Source organism: Hyphomicrobium sp. (genome assembly GCF_051860585.1).
Taxonomy (GTDB): domain Bacteria; phylum Pseudomonadota; class Alphaproteobacteria; order Rhizobiales; family Hyphomicrobiaceae; genus Hyphomicrobium_C.
Genome location: NZ_JBHYDS010000007.1, coordinates 97839 through 117789 on the forward strand (window position 1 = coordinate 97839; position 19951 = coordinate 117789).

The 19951-nt window shown below is 64.2% G+C and carries 21 protein-coding genes, 1 tRNA gene and 1 pseudogene; 14 read left to right on the forward strand and 9 right to left on the reverse strand.

Features of this window, described 5'->3' with window-relative positions; translation table 11 throughout:
- Positions 1 to 496, reverse strand: a 496-nt coding sequence (locus ACTIFK_RS12630; protein ID WP_439543427.1) for a pyridoxal 5'-phosphate synthase, incomplete at its 3' end; no start/stop codon positions are given.
- A gap of 126 nt (positions 497 to 622) precedes the next feature.
- Here ACTIFK_RS12630 and ACTIFK_RS12635 point away from each other — a divergent pair.
- The 3 genes from ACTIFK_RS12635 to ACTIFK_RS12645 all read left to right on the forward strand — a co-directional run bounded on the left by ACTIFK_RS12635 (position 623) and on the right by ACTIFK_RS12645 (position 2747).
- Complete coding sequence (locus ACTIFK_RS12635; protein WP_439543428.1) at positions 623 to 1069, forward strand: hypothetical protein; 447 nt, start codon at positions 623 to 625, stop codon at positions 1067 to 1069.
- A gap of 190 nt (positions 1070 to 1259) precedes the next feature.
- Complete coding sequence (gene fabI / locus ACTIFK_RS12640; protein ID WP_439543429.1) at positions 1260 to 2108, forward strand: enoyl-ACP reductase FabI; 849 nt, start codon at positions 1260 to 1262, stop codon at positions 2106 to 2108.
- A 51-nt stretch (positions 2109 to 2159) separates the two neighbouring features.
- Positions 2160 to 2747, forward strand: a complete 588-nt coding sequence (locus ACTIFK_RS12645) for a histidine phosphatase family protein (protein ID WP_439543430.1) — start codon at positions 2160 to 2162, stop codon at positions 2745 to 2747.
- Between the two features lie 284 nt (positions 2748 to 3031).
- On the opposite strand, the gene ACTIFK_RS12650 is transcribed toward ACTIFK_RS12645, so the two are convergent.
- Entirely contained in the window at positions 3032 to 3511 is a 480-nt protein-coding gene (locus tag ACTIFK_RS12650; RefSeq protein ID WP_439543431.1) for an SRPBCC family protein, read from the reverse strand.
- Positions 3512 to 3558: 47 nt separating this feature from the next.
- Here ACTIFK_RS12650 and ACTIFK_RS12655 point away from each other — a divergent pair, with 47 nt between their 5' ends.
- From ACTIFK_RS12655 to ACTIFK_RS12670, 4 genes are all read left to right on the forward strand, one after another.
- Entirely contained in the window at positions 3559 to 3888 is a 330-nt protein-coding gene (locus ACTIFK_RS12655) for an ArsR/SmtB family transcription factor (RefSeq protein WP_439543432.1), read from the forward strand.
- A gap of 102 nt (positions 3889 to 3990) precedes the next feature.
- A complete protein-coding gene (gene aroC / locus ACTIFK_RS12660; protein ID WP_439543433.1) occupies positions 3991 to 5079 on the forward strand; it encodes a chorismate synthase in 1089 nt (362 codons plus the stop codon).
- 207 nt (positions 5080 to 5286) lie between these two features.
- Entirely contained in the window at positions 5287 to 5688 is a 402-nt protein-coding gene (locus ACTIFK_RS12665) for a hypothetical protein (RefSeq protein ID WP_439543434.1), read from the forward strand.
- A 3-nt stretch (positions 5689 to 5691) separates the two neighbouring features.
- Complete coding sequence (locus ACTIFK_RS12670; protein ID WP_439543435.1) at positions 5692 to 6924, forward strand: HlyD family secretion protein; 1233 nt, start codon at positions 5692 to 5694, stop codon at positions 6922 to 6924.
- A gap of 252 nt (positions 6925 to 7176) precedes the next feature.
- Here the strand turns inward: ACTIFK_RS12670 and ACTIFK_RS12675 are convergent, their stop codons facing one another.
- The 3 genes from ACTIFK_RS12675 to ACTIFK_RS12685 all read right to left on the reverse strand — a co-directional run bounded on the left by ACTIFK_RS12675 (position 7177) and on the right by ACTIFK_RS12685 (position 9288).
- On the reverse strand, positions 7177 to 7866 hold the full coding sequence (locus ACTIFK_RS12675; RefSeq protein WP_439543436.1) for a DUF599 domain-containing protein: 690 nt from the start codon (positions 7864 to 7866) through the stop codon (positions 7177 to 7179).
- A 278-nt stretch (positions 7867 to 8144) separates the two neighbouring features.
- A tRNA-Arg gene (locus tag ACTIFK_RS12680) sits at positions 8145 to 8220 on the reverse strand.
- Between the two features lie 141 nt (positions 8221 to 8361).
- Positions 8362 to 9288, reverse strand: coding sequence for a LysR family transcriptional regulator (locus ACTIFK_RS12685; RefSeq protein ID WP_439543437.1), 927 nt, complete (start codon positions 9286 to 9288; stop codon positions 8362 to 8364).
- Positions 9289 to 9422: 134 nt separating this feature from the next.
- Between ACTIFK_RS12685 and ACTIFK_RS12690 the strand changes: the two genes are divergently transcribed.
- The 6 genes and pseudogenes from ACTIFK_RS12690 to ACTIFK_RS12715 all read left to right on the forward strand — a co-directional run bounded on the left by ACTIFK_RS12690 (position 9423) and on the right by ACTIFK_RS12715 (position 15878).
- A complete protein-coding gene (locus ACTIFK_RS12690) occupies positions 9423 to 10679 on the forward strand; it encodes a sarcosine oxidase subunit beta family protein (protein WP_439543438.1) in 1257 nt (418 codons plus the stop codon).
- A gap of 27 nt (positions 10680 to 10706) precedes the next feature.
- Complete coding sequence (locus ACTIFK_RS12695; protein ID WP_439543439.1) at positions 10707 to 11003, forward strand: sarcosine oxidase subunit delta; 297 nt, start codon at positions 10707 to 10709, stop codon at positions 11001 to 11003.
- Positions 11003 to 13990 (forward strand): annotated as a pseudogene (locus ACTIFK_RS12700) (sarcosine oxidase subunit alpha family protein). The gene ACTIFK_RS12695 and the pseudogene ACTIFK_RS12700 overlap by 1 nt, the downstream one beginning before the upstream one ends.
- Positions 13983 to 14567 (forward strand): sarcosine oxidase subunit gamma, encoded by a 585-nt coding sequence (locus ACTIFK_RS12705; RefSeq protein ID WP_439543440.1) that lies wholly within the window; start codon positions 13983 to 13985, stop codon positions 14565 to 14567. Before ACTIFK_RS12700 ends, ACTIFK_RS12705 begins: the two are co-directional and overlap by 8 nt.
- 120 nt (positions 14568 to 14687) lie before the next feature.
- Entirely contained in the window at positions 14688 to 15236 is a 549-nt protein-coding gene (gene fae, locus ACTIFK_RS12710; protein WP_439543441.1) for a formaldehyde-activating enzyme, read from the forward strand.
- 114 nt (positions 15237 to 15350) lie between these two features.
- A complete protein-coding gene (locus ACTIFK_RS12715; RefSeq protein WP_439543442.1) occupies positions 15351 to 15878 on the forward strand; it encodes a SixA phosphatase family protein in 528 nt (175 codons plus the stop codon).
- 100 nt (positions 15879 to 15978) lie between these two features.
- On the opposite strand, the gene ACTIFK_RS12720 is transcribed toward ACTIFK_RS12715, so the two are convergent.
- From ACTIFK_RS12720 to ACTIFK_RS12735, 4 genes are all read right to left on the reverse strand, one after another.
- Entirely contained in the window at positions 15979 to 16338 is a 360-nt protein-coding gene (locus ACTIFK_RS12720) for a response regulator (RefSeq protein WP_439543443.1), read from the reverse strand.
- Positions 16339 to 16598: 260 nt separating this feature from the next.
- Positions 16599 to 17447, reverse strand: coding sequence for a response regulator (locus ACTIFK_RS12725; RefSeq protein WP_439543444.1), 849 nt, complete (start codon positions 17445 to 17447; stop codon positions 16599 to 16601).
- Positions 17448 to 17578: 131 nt separating this feature from the next.
- A complete protein-coding gene (locus ACTIFK_RS12730; protein ID WP_439543445.1) occupies positions 17579 to 18139 on the reverse strand; it encodes a sigma-70 family RNA polymerase sigma factor in 561 nt (186 codons plus the stop codon).
- Positions 18140 to 18141: 2 nt separating this feature from the next.
- Complete coding sequence (locus tag ACTIFK_RS12735) at positions 18142 to 18363, reverse strand: NepR family anti-sigma factor (RefSeq protein WP_439543446.1); 222 nt, start codon at positions 18361 to 18363, stop codon at positions 18142 to 18144.
- 653 nt (positions 18364 to 19016) lie between these two features.
- On the opposite strand from ACTIFK_RS12735, the gene ACTIFK_RS12740 reads away from it, so the two are divergent.
- The gene (locus ACTIFK_RS12740; RefSeq protein ID WP_439543447.1) at positions 19017 to 19925 is read left to right on the forward strand and encodes a GGDEF domain-containing response regulator; all 909 of its coding nucleotides are present in this window, start codon (positions 19017 to 19019) and stop codon (positions 19923 to 19925) included.
- Positions 19926 to 19951: the final 26 nt, after the last annotated feature.

Genomic DNA, 19951 nt, shown 5'->3' on the forward strand with positions numbered 1-19951 from the left:
TGGCTGTGTAAAGAGCAATGCGCTTCTCGAATGCGAGGCGGCTTTCGACCGGACGCGACTGGTCGGACGCCCAAGCACCGATTTGCGACAGCCGCGGCCGCGTGGCGAAATAAGCGTCCGCCTCCTCGGGCGAAACCGGGCTCACCATCCCGCGCACGCGGACTTGCCGGCGCAGGCTTTTCCAATGAAACAGCAGCGCCGCGCGCGACGAAGCCTGCAGCTCGACGCCTTTGGCGCTCTCGAGATTCGTATAGAAAACAAACCCCCGCGCCGGGTGCTCCGCCTCGTCGAGCCCCTTGAGAAGCACCATGCGCAGGTTGGGCAATCCCGAGTCGTCGACGGTCGCCAGCGCCATTCCGTTCGCATCGTTGATCTCGGACGCCGTTGCCTCCTGCAGCCACGCTTCGAAGAGCGCAAAGGGATCGTCGCCTGACGTGAAGGTGCCAACGTCGCCCGCCGCAGGAGTGCCACCCGATGCTTGGTTTTCGTCCGTCACGCGGGCCTGCCGTTTTGCCGTTTCCGATCAATGGGACGCTGCTTTAGCACCTTTTAACCACGAAGGACCACAATGGCGAGGTCAGGGCTTGTACGTCCTGGCGCGTCATATGCCGGAGTAGTTGTCATGCGTCACGAAACTTGGATGGAGACGTATGTTCTCGTGGCCGCCCTGGGCTTTGCCCTCGCCGCCAGCATCCTCTTGCTCGATGGTCCGGCCTTCGGAGCCGAGGCCGGCCCCCCCGTCGGGCCTCCCTGCTCCGGCGACCACCAGAAATCGGCCCGTCCCAGCTTTGCCGAGCTGACCGACCGCCGGCTCGATGAGGCCGACGAGATCGCCGCCTTGGAAAGTATCCAGGTCGGACTTTCCCGCATGGACGACGGCGAGCCGTTCGTCTGGCGCCGGTCCAACGGAAAGCTGTCGGGCATCGTGCGTCCGACTGTCTCGTTCCGCAATGCGAAGGGCAGCCTGTGCCGCCACGTTGTGGTCCTGCTGACGACAGGTTTCAAAACACGCACACTCGAAGGCATCGCCTGCCGGGCAACGAACCGCCGCTGGGTGCTTGAAGGCTGAGCTGACCGGGTGCGCATCCGCGCTGTAACATACTGAAATATTGTGATTTTTTTATTTTGCGCTTGCGCTGCGGCCGTATTCGGTTGCGGCCTCGGCTTGGACAGTCATGCTCTGTCCAATCGGTATCTGGACCCGCATGCCCTTTTGTGTAGGATGCGGCCAAATTTCAAAAAACAGGGATTGCGACCAAATGAATGAAACGGCGCCGGGCGCACGGCAACTTGGCGGCACGCTCATGGCCGGCAAGCGCGGCCTCATTATGGGGGTGGCCAACAATCGCTCCATCGCCTGGGGTATAGCCAAAGCCGTGACTGCACAGGGCGCCGAGGTGGCACTGACCTATCAGGGCGACGCGCTGAAAAAGCGCGTCGAGCCGCTCGCCGCCGAACTCGGGTCGAAGGTCGTGCTGCCCTGCGATGTCTCGGACGCCGCGTCGGTCGATGCTCTGTTCGCTGAAATTACCCGCGTTTGGGGCCGCCTCGACTTCCTCGTCCACGCCATCGCGTTTTCGGACAAGAACGAACTCGACGGCCGCTACGTCGACACGTCCGAAGCAAACTTCACGCAGACCATGCTGATCTCGTGCTTCTCGCTGACCGCGCTCGCCCAGCGCGCCGAAAAGCTGATGACCTCCGGCGGTTCGATCGTGACGCTGACCTACTACGGCGCCGAAAAGGTGATGCCGCACTACAACGTCATGGGCGTCGCCAAGGCCGCGCTTGAAGCGTCGGTGCGCTACCTCGCATCCGACCTCGGCAAGAACGCCATCCGCGTCAACGCCATCTCGGCCGGACCGATCAAGACACTGGCCGCAGCCGGCATCTCAGACTTCCGCTACATTCTGAAGTGGAACGAATACAATTCGCCGCTCCGCCGCACCGTCACCATCGAGGATGTCGGCGGCGCGGGCGTCTACCTGCTGTCGGACCTTTCGCAGGGCGTCACCGGCGAGATCCATCATGTCGATGCGGGCTACCACGTCCAGGGCATGAAGAACGAGGACGCCCCAGACATTTCCGTCGTCAAGAACGACCCTTAAGCCCAGGGAGCCAGGCCGCGCGTTTCGAGCCGCGCGGGTGATGATCGCTGCATGCGGGACCACCCGACGATCTATTTCATCCGCCACGGCGAGACGGACTGGAACCGTGACCGGCGCTATCAGGGCCAGCGCGACATCCCGCTGAACGAGACCGGCCGCGCGCAGGCGCGCCGCAACGGAGACGTTCTGCGCACCCTCCTGCGTGACCCCTCGCGCGCCCGGTTCGTCGCCAGCCCCCTTGGACGCGCGCGCGAAACGATGGAAATCGTGCGCCGCGAGTTAGGCCTCGCCGAAGTGGGCTATGACATCGATCCGCGTCTGATCGAACTCTCCTACGGCGCTTGGGAGGGAACGTTGCAGGATGACGTCGCGATCCAGGACCCCGAAGGCGTGGCGGCCCGCCGCATCGATACCTATCGCTGGCGGCCGTCCAGCGGCGAAAGCTATGCCGACCTGTTTGCGCGCGTGAAGGGCTGGGCCGATGCGTTGACGGGCGATTGCGTGATCGTCTCCCACGGCGGCGTATCCCGCTGCCTGCGCGCCGACGTCCTGGGTCTCGATCCTGCCCTGATCCCGAGCCTGGAAAGTCCCCAGAACCGCGTCCTCGTGCTCGCCAACGGCACCATGCGGTGGGTGTAGCCGCTAAAAAAGCAAAGGGAGCCAGAGCAGCGGCAGCTCCAGCTCCCTCGATGCAAACGGTACTTGGGGCAGATCTCTCGGTCCAGTTGCTCAGACCGGATGGAGCGATCCGCTGAAACGCAAACGCATCGACTACCTAAAGCCCATCAAGGTGCCGCACACGTAAAGCGGACACCCGGTACGCCTCATGCTGCCTCCTTTCAAAGAGCGCACAACACGCAGGGCACCTGCCTGCTTAACTGCGTCGCGCGCCCTTGCAAAACAAAACCGCGCGGAGGTCATGTCTACTTGTACATGCCGTCACGCAGATTGATCCCGTGCTCCAGATAGGCCTTGAGTGAGCAGAGCGCTTGCGTCCACCCGTGGCAATTGCCGTAGGACGCCTTGAGACCGCCCTGCGTTTCGCGCCAGCCTTCCTCCGAAATCGTCACCAGCGTCCGCCCGTCGTCGAGCGCCTCGAACTCCATCGTCACCGTCGTCTGGTAGCCGGCAGACTTGGCACCGGCGTCGCCGTCGGAAGGGGCGCCCTCGTGCGCTGCCCAGCGCAGCACGATCTTTTGATCGGGCACGACCTCCGCCACTTCGACCGGAAACGCGCCGGCGAAATCGTGAAAGCTCCACGTGACGATCGTGCCCGTCTCGAGCCGGCCCTTGGCCCCACCTGTCGTGAAATAGCGCGACAGCTGCGCCGGATCGGCCACCGCCTCGAACACCTCGTGCACCGGCTTGGCGATGCGTCCGGTCACTTTGAATTTCAGGTCCATATGCAGAACTCCTTGCTGATCTCGCTATAATGTTATATTTCTATAACATGTCAACAGATGAGAAAAATGACAGCGTTTTCCGTGCTCTAGCCGCCCCGACTCGACGCGCGATGCTCGATGTCCTGCGCGATAAGCCGGCCACGACGGGCGCGCTTTGCGACCATTTCCCCGCTCTCGACCGCTGTACCGTGATGCAGCACCTCAAGGTGCTCGAGGAGGCCGACCTCGTCATTCCCCAACGCAAGGGACGCGAACGGTGGAACCACCTCAATCCGCTCCCCATCAAACATATTCACGACCGCTGGATCGGCCCGTATGCCGCGCACGCCGTCGAAGTCTTGGACCGGCTCAAGACCGATCTCGAAAGGCCGGAATAACAACCGCGACCGCGCACCCTTGCTGCGGCTGCGCGCGGCACTTATGAGAGACCAAGACATTCTGTATTGGCGACCCAGCTCTCGACGGATTCGACGGATTTCATGTCACACAACACCTTCGGCCATCTCTTCCGCATGACCACCTGGGGCGAAAGCCACGGGCCCGCCATCGGCTGCGTGGTCGACGGCTGCCCGCCCGGCATCCCGCTGACGGCCGAAGAGATCCAGGTCCACCTCGACCGCCGCAAGCCGGGCCAGTCTCGCTTCACCACGCAGCGCCGCGAGGCGGATGCCGTCGAGATCCTGTCCGGCGTGTTCAACGACGCCCAGGGCCGCCAGGTCACGACCGGCACGCCGATTGCGCTTCACATCCAGAACACCGACCAGCGCAGCAAGGACTACGGCGACATCAAGAGCGCGTTCCGCCCCGGCCACGCCGACATCACCTATTGGAACAAGTACGGCATCCGCGACTTCCGAGGCGGGGGACGCTCGTCGGCGCGCGAGACGGCGATGCGCGTGGCTGCCGGCGCCATTGCCCGCAAGGTGCTGGGCGAAGGCGTCGTCATCCGTGGCGCACTGATCCAGATAGGCGAGCACAAGATCGATCGCTCCCGCTGGGACTGGGATGTCGTCGACACCAATCCCTTCTTCGCGCCCGACCCTTGCATCGTGCCCGAATGGACGGCCTACCTCGACAGCGTGCGCAAGAGCGGCTCGTCGGTTGGGGCCGTGATCGAAGTCGTGGCCGAGAACGTTCCGGTGGGCCTCGGCGCGCCGATCTACGGCAAGCTCGACCAGGACCTCGCCTCCGCCATGATGAGCATCAACGCGGTCAAGGGCGTCGAAATCGGCGACGGCATGGCGGTTGCGGAGCTGACTGGCGAAGCCAACGCGGACGAGATCCGCATGGGCGCCGACGGCAAGCCGCGTTACCTTTCGAACCATGCCGGCGGAATCCTCGGCGGCATCTCGACCGGCCAGGCCGTCGTCTGCCGCTTCGCGGTCAAGCCGACCTCCTCGATCCTCACGCCGCGCCAGACCATCGACGCAGAGGGCCACGAGACCGAGATCGTGACCAAGGGCCGCCACGACCCGTGCGTCGGCATTCGCGCCGTGCCGGTCGGCGAGGCCATGATGGCGCTCGTGCTGGCCGATCACCTGCTGCGCCACCGCGCCCAATGTGGTTGAGCCCGAATTCGTTGAGAGAGTGCGGCTGACAGCGCGCGGGCGCCAAGCGCTGCCGCGGAGCCAGCGGAATGGCCCTGCTCGGTGCCGCGGCCGGTCTGCATCCCGGCAGCCGAAAGTGGGATGACCGGCGTTTTCCAGCGTTGCCAAACGCCGAAAGCGGGCCTACCGTCCGTTATCTGCTCATCAGCGGATGAGGGGGAGGCGTCAGTGGAAACCACGCGGCACGCAGTCTCGTCCCACGAGTTGCCATGGTTCCTCACCGCGCCCGGGCAATCCGACACGCTGATGACGATCACGATGATCGTCGTGATCGCGGTCGTCCTCGGGCTCGGCCTCGTCTTTTTCCGCCTGCATTCGCTTCCCGAACGCCTCGGACACAAGAAGCTCCAATTCGAAATCGTGGCCGTGCTCGGCCTGCTTTCGCTCTTTACGCATGTGCACGCGTTCTGGGTCGCGGGCCTTCTGCTGGCGCTCATCGATCTGCCGGATTTCCAGACGCCGCTGAAAAGCATTGCGTCTTCGTTGGAAAAACTGTCCGGCACGGAAGCCCCTGTCGAGGCGGAGCCTGAGCCCCTGCCCGCTCCTCCACAGCCGGAGCCGGGAGCTTAGCCCATGCTGGAAATCGCGCTCTGTTCGCTCTTCACGATCGTTCCCGACTATCTCTATCGGCGCTATGCGCAAGGCAAGCAGATCGGCCGGGAGATCACGCTCTACTCGGTATGGTTCGAGCTCCGCTGGGGCATCACGACCTGCCTGATGCTGGCGGTGCTGCTGATCACCATCATTTTTTATTATCACCCGTCTTCGACCAGCGTGACGCCGTTCTTCCGCACTGTCCCCATTCTGCCCGAAACGAACGGTCGCGTGAGCGAGATCTTCGTCAGCTGGCGCGACGAGGTCAAACAGGGCGAGCGCATTTTCAAGCTCGACAGCTCCAAGCAAGAAGCGGATCTCGAGGTCGCCAAACGGCGGATCGAGGAAGTCAATGCAGCCATGGTCATGGCTGAGGCCGACATCGCGGCGGCCGAAGGCCAGATCCAGCAGGCGAAGGGTGCCTACCAGCAAGCGCTGGATGAGCTCGCGACGAAAGAGGAGCTTCGGCTGCGCAATGCGGACGTGGTGGCGGTGCGCGAGATCGAGCGCCTGAAAAACATAGTTGATGGCCGCAAGGGCGCGGTCGTCGCGGCCGAGGCGGCCAATCAGGCCGCAGCGACGCGCATCTCCACGCTGCTGCCCGCCCAGAAGGCCAGCGCCGATGCGGCGCTCCAGCAAGCCCAGGTCGATCTCGACAAGACGACTGTCTACGCCGGCGTATCCGGCCGAGTGGAACAGTTCATCCTCAGGGTCGGCGACATCGTCAATCCGTTCATGCGGCCCGCCGGTATTCTGATCCCCGAGGAGGCGGGTCGTAAGCAGCTCCAGGCCGGCTTCGGGCAGATCGAAGCGCAGGTGATGAAGGTCGGCATGGCCGCCGAGGCGACCTGCGTGTCGAAACCTCTCACCATCATCCCGATGGTCGTCACGGGGGTTCAGGATTACATCGCCTCCGGTCAGATTCGCGCCGGAGAGCAACTGATCGAAGCCAAGCAGACCACGAAGCCCGGCACGCTGCTGGTCTTCCTTGAGCCTCTCTATGAAGACGGGCTTGACGGCGTGACGCCGGGCAGCAGTTGCATCGCCAATGCCTACTCCAACAATCACGACCGCCTGGAGAAGGAAGATCTCGGCTTCTTCACCCGCCTCTACCTTCACGGCGTCGATGCGGTTGGCGTCGTGCACGCCATTATCCTGCGCGCGCAAGCCTTGCTGCTCCCCATCAAGACTTTGGTGCTCTCGGGCCACTGACGGCCGCCCCGTCGTTCGGCGGTCAGCCCGGGACACGCTGCGCGCACTAGGGTCGCCCGACGCATCGGGTATCGGTCGGATGCGAACACCGGCAAGGAAAGTTTCGTGGCGCCAGATCCCCTCCCCCGTACTGCCGCCGCTCTACACGTGACCTCTGCGATCTTCCTCGTCGCCGTCTTTATCGTTCTGGTGGTTGCCGCGGGATATCTGGGGCGCACGTTGGCCATTTGAGTCAACGGGCGCACCACGCCCTCAGCCGCGGATCGACTTTAGCGCTTCCATGATCGGCGAGTAGAACTCGCGCCGGTAGAGCACGATCGTGACGACGAGCGTCACGGCAAGGAAGGCGAGCGCATTGGCGAACCACGCCATCAGCGGGATGGAAAAGTAGTAGGCGCGCACGCCGTTATTGTAACTCTCGCCGGCCAGCGCCGCCACGCGGCCAGCCGCCTCCGCATATTCTACGCGCGCGGCATCGTCGATGCCACGCCCCGGCATCGCGCCGACCAGGATGGAGAGCACATTGTATTGCCATGCGGACCACGTGGACTTGAAGAACGCGTAGACGAACACGAGGATGAGCGCGATCGCCTTCAGCTCTGCCAGCTTCGGGTCGCTGACCGAACCGAACGGAAGCTGACCGATCAGCTCCGCCACTTTCGGCGCCGTGCCGAGCAAGGCAACAAGCCCGCCAAGAATGAACACCGTCGTCGATGCGAAGAACAGCGCGCCACGCAGGAGATTGCCGAGCAGCGTCGCGTCCGCGATGTGGCTCTCGCGCTCGGCCATCCGCTCAAACCACCGATGGCGAAACGCTTTGACGAGCGACATCAGGCTCGAGCGGCGCGTGTCCACGTATCCAGCAGCAAGGTGATAGCCGGGCCAGCAGATCAGGAACGTGACGAAAGCAACAACGTCGGTAAAGCTAAGCCCGCGGATCATGGTGTCGACTTCTTGCTACCGGAGACGAGTGCGGGCGGACGAAAATAGGTGCTGCGGAATGAATGATCGCGTCGCGACGGGCACCAACGAGGGCGCCTGAAAATAATTCGGCCCCGCCGCAGTAGTCCAATACCGCAACGAGGCCTAAACGGCATCTCTCTGTGTGGGAGAAAACGCCGCGTCCGTGACATCTATCGTGTCGTTGACCCGCTGCCTAGCCACTAAAGGTCGCAAGATGGAAAGCGAAGCGCGACCATCGCCGAGCGCTTATGATTTGCTGGCGACCCCGGCAGGATTTGAACCTGCGACCCTCAGATTAGGAATCTGATGCTCTATCCACTGAGCTACGGGGCCCCCGCCCGTTCTCAATACATGAGCCGGGCGACAATTTCACATCCATTTGTGAGGAGCCGAGCGCGACACGAGCGCCGCCTCCGTTGCAATGTCTACAACATCACTTGGCCGAGACCATGCGCCTGAACCCCAGCGCCCGCCCTACTGCAAAGCCCCCTGCGCGATGAGCGCCTGCCGTGCCACGTCGGCCAGCTCGCGGGGAATCCGTCCCAGCTCGCGATGCCGCGCAACCAGGGTCAGCTTGCGGGTGAACTGCGCCCCCGGCAACGGCGCGGTGGTGAACTTGGCGTCCGGCAGGCCGGCCTCCCGGATGCAAAGCGGGGTCGTGATGGCGAACCCCCGCCCAGCCGCCACCATCGACGCCACGCCGAAGGGGGTATCGAACTCGAACGCGCCCGGGATCTCGAGACCGACGCGCCGAATGTGCCCCTCGATGTCGAGGCCCGTCTGAGACCGCGCGCTGAACCGGATCAGCGGCAGCGTCGAAGCCAGCTTGCGTAGCGCGCCGATACTGCGCGGCGCGTCCACACCCGCCGGCAGCAGCAGCACATAGGGCTCCTTGGCCAGCGGCCAGCGTTCGAGCCCGGCCCAGGTTTCGAGGTCGTCGACTCCGAGAAACAAATCGAGCCGCCGCGTCAGCAGATCGCTCGCATGCGACGCGGTGAGACCCGACAGGATGGCGACTTCGTCGGCTGCGGTGGCGAGGTACGATGCGAGGGGAGACGTGAGCACCCGCGCGAGGGAATCGACGAGACCGACGCGGATCAGCGGAGCCTTGCCGTGCTGCGTCTCGCGGAGGAGCGGCCCGATCTCGCGCGCGTCCGCGATCAAGGCGCTCGCCCTCTGGCGCAGCAGGCTTCCCGCGGGCGTGACCGCGAGTGGCCGCACGGAACGGTCGAAGAGATCGAACCCGAGTTTGCGCTCGAGGTCTCCGACGGCCAGCGACACCGCGGGTTGCGTCAGCCCGAGCGCCCGCGCGGCCGACGACATGGCGCCCGTCTCGCAGACGGACAGGAAGATTTCGAGCGATCGGAGATCGAACGGAAGGGCTGGGAGAGTGTCGCGCATGAGCGTACTATAAGTATGGCTTATATAGCCTACAATGCCAATCGGCCGTATCCCTAACATCCTATTCGTGAGCGCAAGGCGCGAGACCGGTGTGAAGCCGGCCACGGCCTTAGCGGCAGGGAGACAGTCCGGCCATGAGCGATCGGTATTCAATTTTTTCAGTGCTGCGCGAATCCTTGCGCGGCCATACGGGCTGGGGTCCCGCCTGGCGCGATGCCGCCCCCCAGCGCGACTATGACGTCGTCATCGTCGGCGGCGGTGGCCATGGTTTGGCCACGGCGTTCTACCTCGCCAAGAACCATGGCCCGCTTCGGATCGCCGTGCTTGAAAAGGGCTGGATCGGCGGCGGCAACGTGGGCCGCAACACGACGATCGTCCGCTCCAACTACCTGCTCCCTGGCAACATCCCGTTCTACGAGATGTCGATGAAGCTCTGGGAAGGGCTGGAGCACGAGCTCAATTACAACGCCATGGTGAGCCAGCGCGGCGTGCTCAACCTCTATCACTCCGACGGCCAGCGCGACGCCTTCGCGCGGCGCGGCAATGCCATGCGCCTGCATGGCGTCGATGCCGAATTGCTCGATCAGGCGGCGGTCCGGAAAATGGTGCCGTTCCTCGATTTCGATAACGGACGCTTCCCCGTCCAGGGCGGGCTGCTGCAGCGCCGCGGCGGCACGGTTCGCCACGACGCCGTCGCCTGGGGTTACGCCCGCGCAGCCGACCGCCTCGGCGTCGACATCATCCAGAACTGCGAGGTCAAAGGCTTCAAGCGTGAAGGCGGCCGCGTCGTCGGCGTTGAAACCTCGCGCGGTGACATCGGCGCCAAGAAGATCGGCGTGGCGGTTGCGGGCAGCTCCTCGCGCGTCGCCGCCATGGCCGGCCTGCGCCTGCCGATCGAAAGCCACGTGCTTCAGGCGTTCGTCACCGAGTCCATCAAGCCGTTCATCGACGGCGTCGTGACGTTCGGCGCCGGCCACTTCTACATCAGTCAGTCGGATAAGGGCGGCCTCGTGTTCGGCGGCGACTTGGACGGCTACAACAGCTACGCCCAGCGCGGCAACCTGCCCGTCGTCGAGGACGTCTGCGAGGGCGGCATGGCGATCATGCCGCGCATCGGCCGCGTCCGCCTGTTGCGACACTGGGGCGGCATCATGGACATGTCGATGGACGGCAGCCCGTACATCGACAAGACACCGGTGGACGGCCTCTACCTCAACGCGGGCTGGTGCTACGGCGGCTTCAAGGCCACGCCGGCGTCCGGCTTCTGCTTCGCGCATCTGATCGCACGCGGCGAACCGCACCCCGTCGCCAGCGCCTATCGCCTCGACCGGTTCGCGACCGGTCACGCCATCGACGAAAAGGGCATGGGCCCTCAACCCAATCTGCACTGAAGCAAATCGGCAAGGAAGGCATCCGCGATGAGAATCGCTTGTCCCTACTGCGGCGAACGCAGCCTCGATGAGTTCGTGTACTCCGGCGACGCGACCGTAAAGCGTCCCGACGCCGCGAGCCCGACGGCCATGGAGGACTTCGTCCGCTACAGCTTCGAGCGCACGAACCCGCCCGGCATGCATCGCGAGCTCTGGTATCACGCCGCCGGCTGCCACGCCTGGCTGGTCGTGACCCGCGGCGTCGCCACGCACGCCATCACATCCGTCGAAGTGGCCCGCGACGTCGCCCGGGCGGACGCGGCTCCAGCCAAGGACCCTGCATGATGGCGCACCCGACCCAACCGAACCGGCTCTCCTCCGGCGGCCTCATCGATCGCACCCGCACGGTGTCGTTCAAATTCGACGGCAAAACATTCACCGGCCATCCGGGCGACACGCTCGCCTCGGCGTTGCTTGCCAACGGCGTGACGCTGACGGGCCGCTCGTTCAAATACCATCGCCCGCGCGGCATTCTGACCGCCGGCTCCGAAGAACCGAACGCGCTGGTCGAACTGCGCGAGGGCGCGCGCCGCGAGCCGAACACCAAGGCCACCACGGCCGAGCTGTACGACGGCCTCACGGCGCAGAGCCAAAACCGCTGGCCGTCGCTGTCGTTCGACGTCATGGCGATCAACTCGCTGCTGGCGCCAATCTGCGTGGCCGTCTTATACTACAAGACGTTGAGGTGGGCGTGGGCGCTCTGGTAAAAGCTCTCCGAGCCCGCCAGCCGCCGCGCGTCCGGTGTGGCAGGCGCGCCCGACGCCCACGATCCTGACGCATATGAGAAGGCGACCGCGTTCGCCGACGTGCTCGTCATCGGTGGCGGCCCGGCCGGTCTCATCGCGGCGCTGTCCGCGGCACGCTCCAAGGCACGCGTGGTTCTCGTCGACGAGAACGCCACGCTCGGCGGCCGCGCCATCGACGACGCCTCCGAGATCGACGGCAAGCCCGCGAAGGACTGGGTGCACGCCGCCGAGCGCGAACTCGCTGAGCTCGACAACGTCCGCATCCTCCGCCGCACGACGGCCTTCGGCAGCTACGACGGCGGCACCTTCGGCGCCATTGAGCGCGTGAGCGATCACTTGGAAGCAGCGCCTGCGGGCGTCCCGCGCCAGCGCATCTGGCGGATCGTGGCGAAGCAAACAGTGCTGGCCTCCGGCGCCACCGAACGCCCGCTCGTGTTCGGCAACAACGACCGCCCGGGCGTCATGCTCGCCGGCGCCGTGCGCACCTACATCAACCGCTTCGGCGTCGTTCCCGGACAACGCGTGATCGTGTTCACGAACAACGACTATGGCGCGACCACCGTCGCCGATCTCAAGCGCGCAGGCGCGGAGATCGTCGCCCTTGTCGACACGCGCGGCCAGCCTTCCGAAATGGTCAAGCGCGTTGCCGGCGAAGCGCAGACGCGCCTCATCTCCGGTGGCGTCGTTGTCGGTGCGCTCGGCCGTCTCCGCGTGACGGGCGCCGTCGTCCGCACCAGCTCCGGCGACGAGATCACGCTCGACTGCGATCTGATCGCGGCTTCGGGCGGCTGGAATCCGAACATCCAGCTCGCGACGCATCAAGGCGCAAAGCCCGTCTGGAACACCAGCGTGCACTCCTTCCTGCCGGGCGTACTGCCGCACGGCATGTCGATTGCCGGCGCGGTGGCGGGCGCGTTCAGCCTCGACAAGACACTCGCGTCGGGCGCTGCCGCTGGCTCGGCCGCGGCCTCGGAGACGGGATTTGCGACGGCTCCCATCGCCGTTCCCGCCGCGCGCGCCGAGAGCGAAGCCATCACGCCGATGTGGCGTGTGGATCGCCCGCGCGGCAAGTCATTTGTCGATCAGCAGAACGACGTGGCCGAGTCGGACATCGTCCTCGCCGAGCGCGAAGGCTTCCGCGCCGTCGAGCATCTGAAGCGTTACACCACGCTCGGCATGGCGACCGACCAGGGCCGCACGGCCAACGTCAACGCGCTCGCCATCATGGCGGAAATCACCGGCCGCTCCATTCCGGAGACCGGCATCACGATGGCGCGCCCGCCCTACACGCCCGTGGCAGTCGGTGCACTGGCCGGCCATCATCGCGGCAAGTCCTTCAAGCCGACGCGCCTGCCGCCCTCCTACAAGTGGGCCAAGGAACAGGGGGCCGTGTTCGTCGAAACCGGCCTCTGGTTGCGGCCGAGCAGTTTCCCGCGCCCCGGCGAGAACGACTGGCTCGACACGGTGAAACGCGAAGTCACCACGGTTCGTACGGCCGTCGGCATCTGCGACGTGTCCACACTCGGCAAGGTCGACGTGCAGGGTGCCGATGCCTTGGCGTTCATCGAAAAGCTCTACTGCAACGGCTTCAAGACACTTGCCGTCGGCAAGGCCCGCTATGGCTGCATGCTGCGCGAAGACGGCATGCTGCTCGACGACGGCACGGTCGCGCGCCTCGGCGAAACGCATTTCTTCATCACGACGACCACCGCCAACGCCGTCAAGGTGGTCCAGCATATGGAATACTGCCACCAGTGGCTGTGGCCGGAGATGGACGTGCAGATCACGTCCGCGACGGAGCAGTGGGCGCAGTACGCCATCGCCGGACCCAAGTCGCGCGATCTGATCCGCAGGGTTGTCGATGCCGAGTTCGATGTCTCGGATGCCGGGTTCCCTTACCTCGGCGTCGCGGCCGTGACGGTCTGCGGCGGCCTCAAGGCGCGCCTGTTCCGCCTCTCGTTCTCCGGTGAGCGGGCCTATGAGCTCGGCGTTCCGGCCCGCTTTGGCGACGCCCTCATTCGCCGCTTGATGGAAGCGGGCAAGGACCTCGGCGTGTGCGCCTATGGCACCGAAGCGCTCGGCGTCATGCGTATCGAGAAGGGCCACATCAGCGGACCCGAGCTGAATGGCACCACGACGCCGCGTGACGTCGGCCTCGGCGGCATGGTCTCTTCGAAGAAGGACTTCATCGGCAACGTTCTGGGCAAGCGTCCCGGCCTCGTCGATCCGAACCGCCCGGCCCTCGTGGGCTTCCGCCCCGTCGACAGGGCCGCGCGCCTTCGCTCCGGCGCTCATTTCATCGCGCGCAACGCAACGCCCGATGCGAGTGCGGACGAAGGGTTCATGACCTCCGTCGCCTACTCACCGTCCAACGGACACTGGGTCGGCCTCGGATTCTTGAAGAACGGCCCCCAGCGGATGGGCGAAGTCGTGCGCGCTTATGATCCTGTGCGAAATGGCGACACGCTGGTCGAGGTCGTCTCTCCGCTCTTTGTCGATCCTGAAGGAGGTCGCGTCCGTGGCTGAACAAGCACTCGTCGCAAACTCGGCGCTTCTGCACTCGGCGCCGATCGCCCACAAGTCCATCACCGTCGCAGCGCGTGAAACGCTGACGATGGCGAGCATCGGCGCATCCCTTGGCAAGTCCGAGGCGCTGAAGGCCGCAATCCGGAACGCTTACGGCGTCGCGCTTCCCGACAAGCCGGGACGCGTCGAGGGCAACGGCATCGCCTTCGTGTGGGCCGGCCCCGATCAGTGGCTCGCCGTGGCCGAGCGCGGAACGTCACGCGATCTGGAAACCGAGTTCAAGGCCGCGCTGATGGGCCTTGCCTCCGTCGTCGACCATTCCGACGGGCGCGTTGTCATACGCATCTCAGGGCCCCGCGCCCGCGACGTGCTCGCCAAGGGCGTTCCCGTCGATCTCGATCCGCGCGCCTTCCGCCCCGGCGATGCCGCCATTACGCACGCGAGCCACATCGGCGTCATCCTCTGGCAGCTCGACGATGCGCCAACATACGAGGTCGCGCTGTTCCGCAGCTATGCCGACAGCTTCGCCCATTGGATTGACGAGGCCGCAACCGAGTTCGTATCGGTGCGCGACTAGATCCGCCGATCGGAACCCGATCGGCACACGCTCGATCAAACCGACTGCCTTGGCAGTCTCAATCAGAAGCCGTCCGCGGCAAATGCCGCGGGCGCATAAAAAGCAAAATAGGAGCCGCACATGAGTGGACGAATTGGAGTTCGAGTTGGTGAGGCGCTTGTCGCAGGCGGCCCTCCCGGCACGGCAGCGGAGCCCGAGGTTGCCATCGGCGAGATGGACGGCCCGTTTGGCACCGCCTTCGCAAACCTTCTCGGCAACCAGGTTGTAGGACATAGCCGCGTTTTGGCGTTGCTCAATACCGACATCATGGTTCGCCCCGCCACGATCTGCGTGAGCAAGGTGACCGTCACCGACGAGCGCTACACGAACATCCTCATGGGCACGGTGCAATACGCGACCGCCATGGGCGTGCTCGATGCCGTTCGCAATGGCGACATCCCGAAGGACAAGGCCAACGACCTCGGCATCATCATTTCGCTGTGGCTGAACCCGTCGATCGTGACTGTCGACAATCTCGACCACAAGATCCTGTTCGACATTCATCGCGAAGCCACGACCCGCGCTATTCACAAGGCGATGTCGAACGAGCCGTCCATCGACTGGCTGCTCGAGAACCAGGACAAGATCATTCACAAGTACTTCGAGAAGGGCCTCAAGGGCGAGATCTGAGCCCTGCACCTCTCGCGACGCACGACATCGAACGGGCGGATGGCGGAACGCCGCTGTCCGCCCGTTCCGCAAAGATCGGCTTGACGGACCGCCCTGTTGCGCCATGCTGTTCCGATGCTGACCCTTTCACTGCTTCGCCACGCCAAATCGAGCTGGGCCGACCCGCAACTGGACGACCACGACCGCCCGCTCGCCAAGCGCGGCGCAAAGGCGATTCCGCTGGTCGCGAAGTACTTCCGCCAGGAAAAGCTCCGGCCTGATCTGATCCTCTGTTCGGACGCCATGCGCACGCGCGCCACGCTCGCCCTGTTGCTGGCCGAGCTCGGCGCGCCGACACCGCGCGTGATCTATGACGACAATCTGTATCTTGCCCCGCCCGCGGTCATTCGCGGCGTCGTCACGGCGTCGGCATCCGGCGGTGAGCCGCAGCATATCCTCGTCGTCGGACACAACCCGGGACTCCACGCACTGGCTCTCGAGCTTGTGGGGCACGGAGAGCGGAAGTTGCTCGCAGCGCTCGCCCAGGAGTTCCCGACCGGCACGCTCGCGGTGCTGAACTTCCAGGCCGCCGCCTGGGCGGAGATCGAAGGATCGACCGGGAACCTCGAGCATTTCACGACGCCGCGGCGGCTCAGCATCTGAGCACGCCCGCAGCCCTCGGCGCATGACGTCGCCCCGCCAGAAATTGCTGACGAAAAAATTACCGGACACAATCATCTAGAAAAGAAGCGGAGCCCGTCACTCAGGCGTCGTTGCTCTGCCGGATGAGATCCGAAACCAGCTTCCGCACGGCTTCGAAGTCGAACGGCTTCGACACGGTCACGTAGTCGCGAAACTCGTCGGGCGCCGCATGGGTGCCATGGCCGGTTGCGAACGCGAACGGGACGCCCAGGCGTTGAAGCGCGCGCGCCACGGCAAAGCAGTCATGATCCCCGAGCGTCACATCGAGAATTGCCGCGTCGATATCGGACGATGCGATCAGCTCCAGCGCCTGACTCTCCGAATGGGCCGGACCGACGGTCTCGTGCCCATATTCGGCAAGCAGGTCGCCAAGCATCATGGCGATGAGCGCCTCGTCATCAACAATAAGAACACGCGCCATTCAGGTTCCAATTCCTAGCGGCGAAACGTCCAAGAGGCGAAAGCCCGGAGCAGGGACCACGAGCCGGGAAACACGGTTCCTCGCCTGGAGTATGCCAAGCGAACGAAGCCGGCCCCCTTCACATTAGGAAGTCACGCGAGCAAATCACTCGAGGATCATCAAGTCCGCGCATGACACGTCATGCGTTGACCGACCGACCCCGGGAGACGGCTAGGTACAGTCTACCAGCTATCCGGCGAAATTCCATCGCCGCTGATGCCCTATGTCCGCGCGGCGCGGCCTCCAGCAGCGACGTAGCGCCCGCCACGATCACTTTCTCCTGATGTCGCATCCGGGAAATGAGCGTTGGTGCCGAAGAACAGCGCCTGGCTCACCAGTGCCCGCACGGTGTTCGGCTCGAACGGCTTTGTGATCAGGAACGTCGGCTCAGGACGCTCGCCCGTGAGCAGGCGTTCCGGGAACGCCGTGATGAAGATAACAGGCACCGTGAAGCCGAGCAGGATCTCGTTGACCGCATCGAGGCCCGAGCTGCCGTCAGCAAGATGAATGTCGGCCAGAACCAAGCCCGGCTTCTTCTTGTGGACTTCCGCGAGCGCCTCGCGATGCGTCCTGGCGATGCCCGACACACGGTGCCCGAGGCCTTTGACCAGCGCCTCGAGGTCCATCGAGATGAGCGGCTCGTCTTCGATGATCAGGACGTCCGTGGCGGTCTGCTCGGCAATCTGTTCGCCGGCCTCTTCGATCAGCCGCGTGACCTCATCGGTCGAGCAATCGAGGATTTCGGAGATCTGGTGCGTGGTGAAGCCCTCCACGGAGGCAAGCAGGAACGCCTGCCTCGGCAGCGGCGTGATGGCTTCGAGGCTCTTGTCGGCCTGGGTCTTCGGCTCCGCCGGCTCGCGGTTGAGGCTGACGGAGTTCCAGACCTTGAGGAAGCACTTGTAGAGTCCGACCCGCTTGAGGTGACCCTCCGGGAAGCTGCCGGGATCGGCGACGAGCGTTTCGAGCACCGCCACCACGTAGGCGTCGCCGCTTTCCTGGCTGCCGGTGAGCGCACGGGCAAACCTCCTCAGGTACGGGAGCTGCGGCGCGATAGTCTCAGCAAGCGACATGAAAAATTCTCCCTGCATGACGGACGTGACGGAACGGACCTGTCCGACGCCGCGACCCTTTGAATTAACGCAATGCCCACGCCAAAAGTTCCTTGAAAAGAGAAATTTCGGGGCTGGCACGATTGAAGGATTTATCGGCTCCGCGCCGTGTCTTTTACATGTCCTGCTGCATCTGGTTCCGCGTCACCGCGTGCGCCGCCCTTGAGATCGTCGTCGCCGAGCAATTCTACAAGGCGGTTGCGGGCCCGGTTGACACGGCTCTTGATGGTCCCGACCGCGCATCCGCAGATCTGGGCGGTTTCCTCGTAGGAGAAGCCTTCCGCACCGACCAGCACCAGCGCTTCGCGTTGATCCTGCGGCAGCGTCCCGAGTGCGGTTTTGAAATCGGCCATGTCGAGATGACCATACTGCTCCGGCGGCACGGCGAGCGAATTTTGATATTGATCGTCCGGATCGTCCACCTCGCGGCGCAGTTTGCGATGCTGCGAGAAGTAGACGTTGCGCAGAATGGTAAAGAGCCAAGCACGGAAGTTGGTGCCGGGGGTAAAGGAATCACGGCTGTTCCACGCCTTGACCAGGGTTTCCTGGACGAGGTCGTCGGCGCGCTGCGGGTCGTTGGCAAACGACCGCGCAAACGCGCGCAGATGCGAGATGGCGCCGACAAGAGCTTCTTCGAATTCAGGTCCGGCCATGTTCAGCTCTTGCCCGTCTTTCCCGAGGCTTCCGACTGCTTGAGTTGATCGAGAAGTTGCAGGAATTTATCGGGCACAGTTTCCTTGACGACTTGGTCATAGCTTTCACGCAGCTTACGCCCCAGCGCCCCCTGAATGGCGGGATCGACGCCCGCCGGCTCAGCGTTTTCGTTGCTCCCGGTCACGGCACCCTGAGCCGGGTCGACCGATTTAGAAGTCGTCATTTGAGTTCAATCCCTCGGAACTTGTAAGCGTCACAAAATTTGCCGGACTACGCCGCCTTACGGTCGTTTCCGTTAGTCGTTTGACTCGACGAGATTTTTTTCCCCTTGGCGGCATACCGACACCCTCGCCGCCCAACCGGCCTGCCGCGCCGAGCAACTGTACCCGGAGTATTGCCCGCCACCAGACCGATGCGGTTTAACCCCCGGAGCGCCGATAAGTTCCAGAAAAGTGAGACTCTGACTAACAACCTGTATTTTCGTTATTTTAAACGACTAATGGCGACAATTTTGCCCGTCCGCCATGGATGGAACCCCCCTTGGGATGCCACGTTAACTCCACGCTCGCAGGTCGGTCTTTGAGACGCCTCGAGCCCAGAGCGCAAACCGCTCTGGATTGCGGACGCCACTCGCACCCCCTCCCCGACCCTAGAGCACGGGTGGCGTCTTGCTTTGTGGTGTCGGCAAGCAGCTCCCTCCCGATCCTGCTGCCGGCACCACTCGCTGTCCTGACGCGATCCGCGTTGCCGCTCCCTCCGTATCGCAGAACTCACCCGGCGTTCCGCATTTTGGACAGCCGCAAGCGCCGGTAATCACATTTTCACGAAATGTGCGCACACTTCCTTTGCTGAGAACCCAAGAAAAAGCAGAAAAGCATGCATGTCGTCATCGTCGACCCCAGCCGCGTCGTGCAACAGAAGCTGGCCGTCGAGTTGCAGGCGTCCGGCTGTTATGTCGACTGCTTTTCCGCGTCCGACCTTGCACTCCAGTATGTCGAGACGACGCGCAGCGTCGACGTGGTGCTGACGAGCCTCGAACTCGAACCGATGCCCGGCCTCGAGCTGTGCTGGAAACTCAGGACATTCGTCGGCGCGTCGCGACCGCTCCACATCATCGTCATGTCGTCGAACACCAGCGAGCGGGCGCTCGCCGAAGCGCTCGACTGTGGCGCTGACGATTTCACCGTGAAGCCGGTCCGGCCGGAAGAGCTGACGGCCCGCCTTCGCGCCGCCAATCGCATCATCACCATGCAGCGCCAGCTCGTCGAGCAGGCGAGCACCGACTATCTCACGGGCGCGCTCAATCGCCGGGCCTTCATGGCGACCGTCGAGGACCGGCGCAAAGAGCTCGATGACGGCGACGACCTCGCCCTGGCGCTTCTCGACATCGACCGCTTCAAAGGCGTCAACGATCTGCACGGTCATGACATCGGCGACGAGGTCATCGCGGCGGTGGCGCGAATCGCCAGCGAAGAAGCCCCGATCGTCGCCCGTTTCGGCGGCGAAGAGTTCGCACTTGCGTTTCCCGTCCTAGATGCTCCGCAGGCTGCTCATTGGTGTGACGTCATCCGGCGCGCCATTGCGGAGACGCCGTTCGTGGGCGCAGGCGGCCCCTTCCACGTCACCTGCAGCTTCGGTGTCGCCGAATGGCCTGCCGGACAGACGCTTCGCAATGCTTTGAAGCGGGCTGATAAAGCGTTGATGCTCGCGAAATCCCGCGGACGCAATCAGGTGCTTCTGGCGGAAACCGCGATGATCGAGCCGGTTCGAATTTCGGCGGCTTGAGCATTATTTGTGCAGTTTCGAAAAAA

What these genes read in the sequence shown, in the direction of transcription:
- ACTIFK_RS12635 (WP_439543428.1), top strand. Translation starts at nt 623, where the DNA reads ATGCGTCACGAAACTTGGATGGAGACGTATGTTCTCGTGGCCGCCCTG.
- fabI (WP_439543429.1), top strand. Translation starts at nt 1,260, where the DNA reads ATGAATGAAACGGCGCCGGGCGCACGGCAACTTGGCGGCACGCTCATG.
- ACTIFK_RS12645 (WP_439543430.1), top strand. Translation starts at nt 2,160, where the DNA reads ATGCGGGACCACCCGACGATCTATTTCATCCGCCACGGCGAGACGGAC.
- ACTIFK_RS12650 (WP_439543431.1), bottom strand. Translation starts at nt 3,511, where the DNA reads ATGGACCTGAAATTCAAAGTGACCGGACGCATCGCCAAGCCGGTGCAC.
- ACTIFK_RS12655 (WP_439543432.1), top strand. Translation starts at nt 3,559, where the DNA reads ATGTCAACAGATGAGAAAAATGACAGCGTTTTCCGTGCTCTAGCCGCC.
- aroC (WP_439543433.1), top strand. Translation starts at nt 3,991, where the DNA reads ATGTCACACAACACCTTCGGCCATCTCTTCCGCATGACCACCTGGGGC.
- ACTIFK_RS12670 (WP_439543435.1), top strand. Translation starts at nt 5,692, where the DNA reads ATGCTGGAAATCGCGCTCTGTTCGCTCTTCACGATCGTTCCCGACTAT.
- ACTIFK_RS12675 (WP_439543436.1), bottom strand. Translation starts at nt 7,866, where the DNA reads ATGATCCGCGGGCTTAGCTTTACCGACGTTGTTGCTTTCGTCACGTTC.
- ACTIFK_RS12685 (WP_439543437.1), bottom strand. Translation starts at nt 9,288, where the DNA reads ATGCGCGACACTCTCCCAGCCCTTCCGTTCGATCTCCGATCGCTCGAA.
- ACTIFK_RS12690 (WP_439543438.1), top strand. Translation starts at nt 9,423, where the DNA reads ATGAGCGATCGGTATTCAATTTTTTCAGTGCTGCGCGAATCCTTGCGC.
- ACTIFK_RS12695 (WP_439543439.1), top strand. Translation starts at nt 10,707, where the DNA reads ATGAGAATCGCTTGTCCCTACTGCGGCGAACGCAGCCTCGATGAGTTC.
- fae (WP_439543441.1), top strand. Translation starts at nt 14,688, where the DNA reads ATGAGTGGACGAATTGGAGTTCGAGTTGGTGAGGCGCTTGTCGCAGGC.
- ACTIFK_RS12715 (WP_439543442.1), top strand. Translation starts at nt 15,351, where the DNA reads ATGCTGACCCTTTCACTGCTTCGCCACGCCAAATCGAGCTGGGCCGAC.
- ACTIFK_RS12720 (WP_439543443.1), bottom strand. Translation starts at nt 16,338, where the DNA reads ATGGCGCGTGTTCTTATTGTTGATGACGAGGCGCTCATCGCCATGATG.
- ACTIFK_RS12725 (WP_439543444.1), bottom strand. Translation starts at nt 17,447, where the DNA reads ATGTCGCTTGCTGAGACTATCGCGCCGCAGCTCCCGTACCTGAGGAGG.
- ACTIFK_RS12730 (WP_439543445.1), bottom strand. Translation starts at nt 18,139, where the DNA reads ATGGCCGGACCTGAATTCGAAGAAGCTCTTGTCGGCGCCATCTCGCAT.
- ACTIFK_RS12735 (WP_439543446.1), bottom strand. Translation starts at nt 18,363, where the DNA reads ATGACGACTTCTAAATCGGTCGACCCGGCTCAGGGTGCCGTGACCGGG.
- ACTIFK_RS12740 (WP_439543447.1), top strand. Translation starts at nt 19,017, where the DNA reads ATGCATGTCGTCATCGTCGACCCCAGCCGCGTCGTGCAACAGAAGCTG.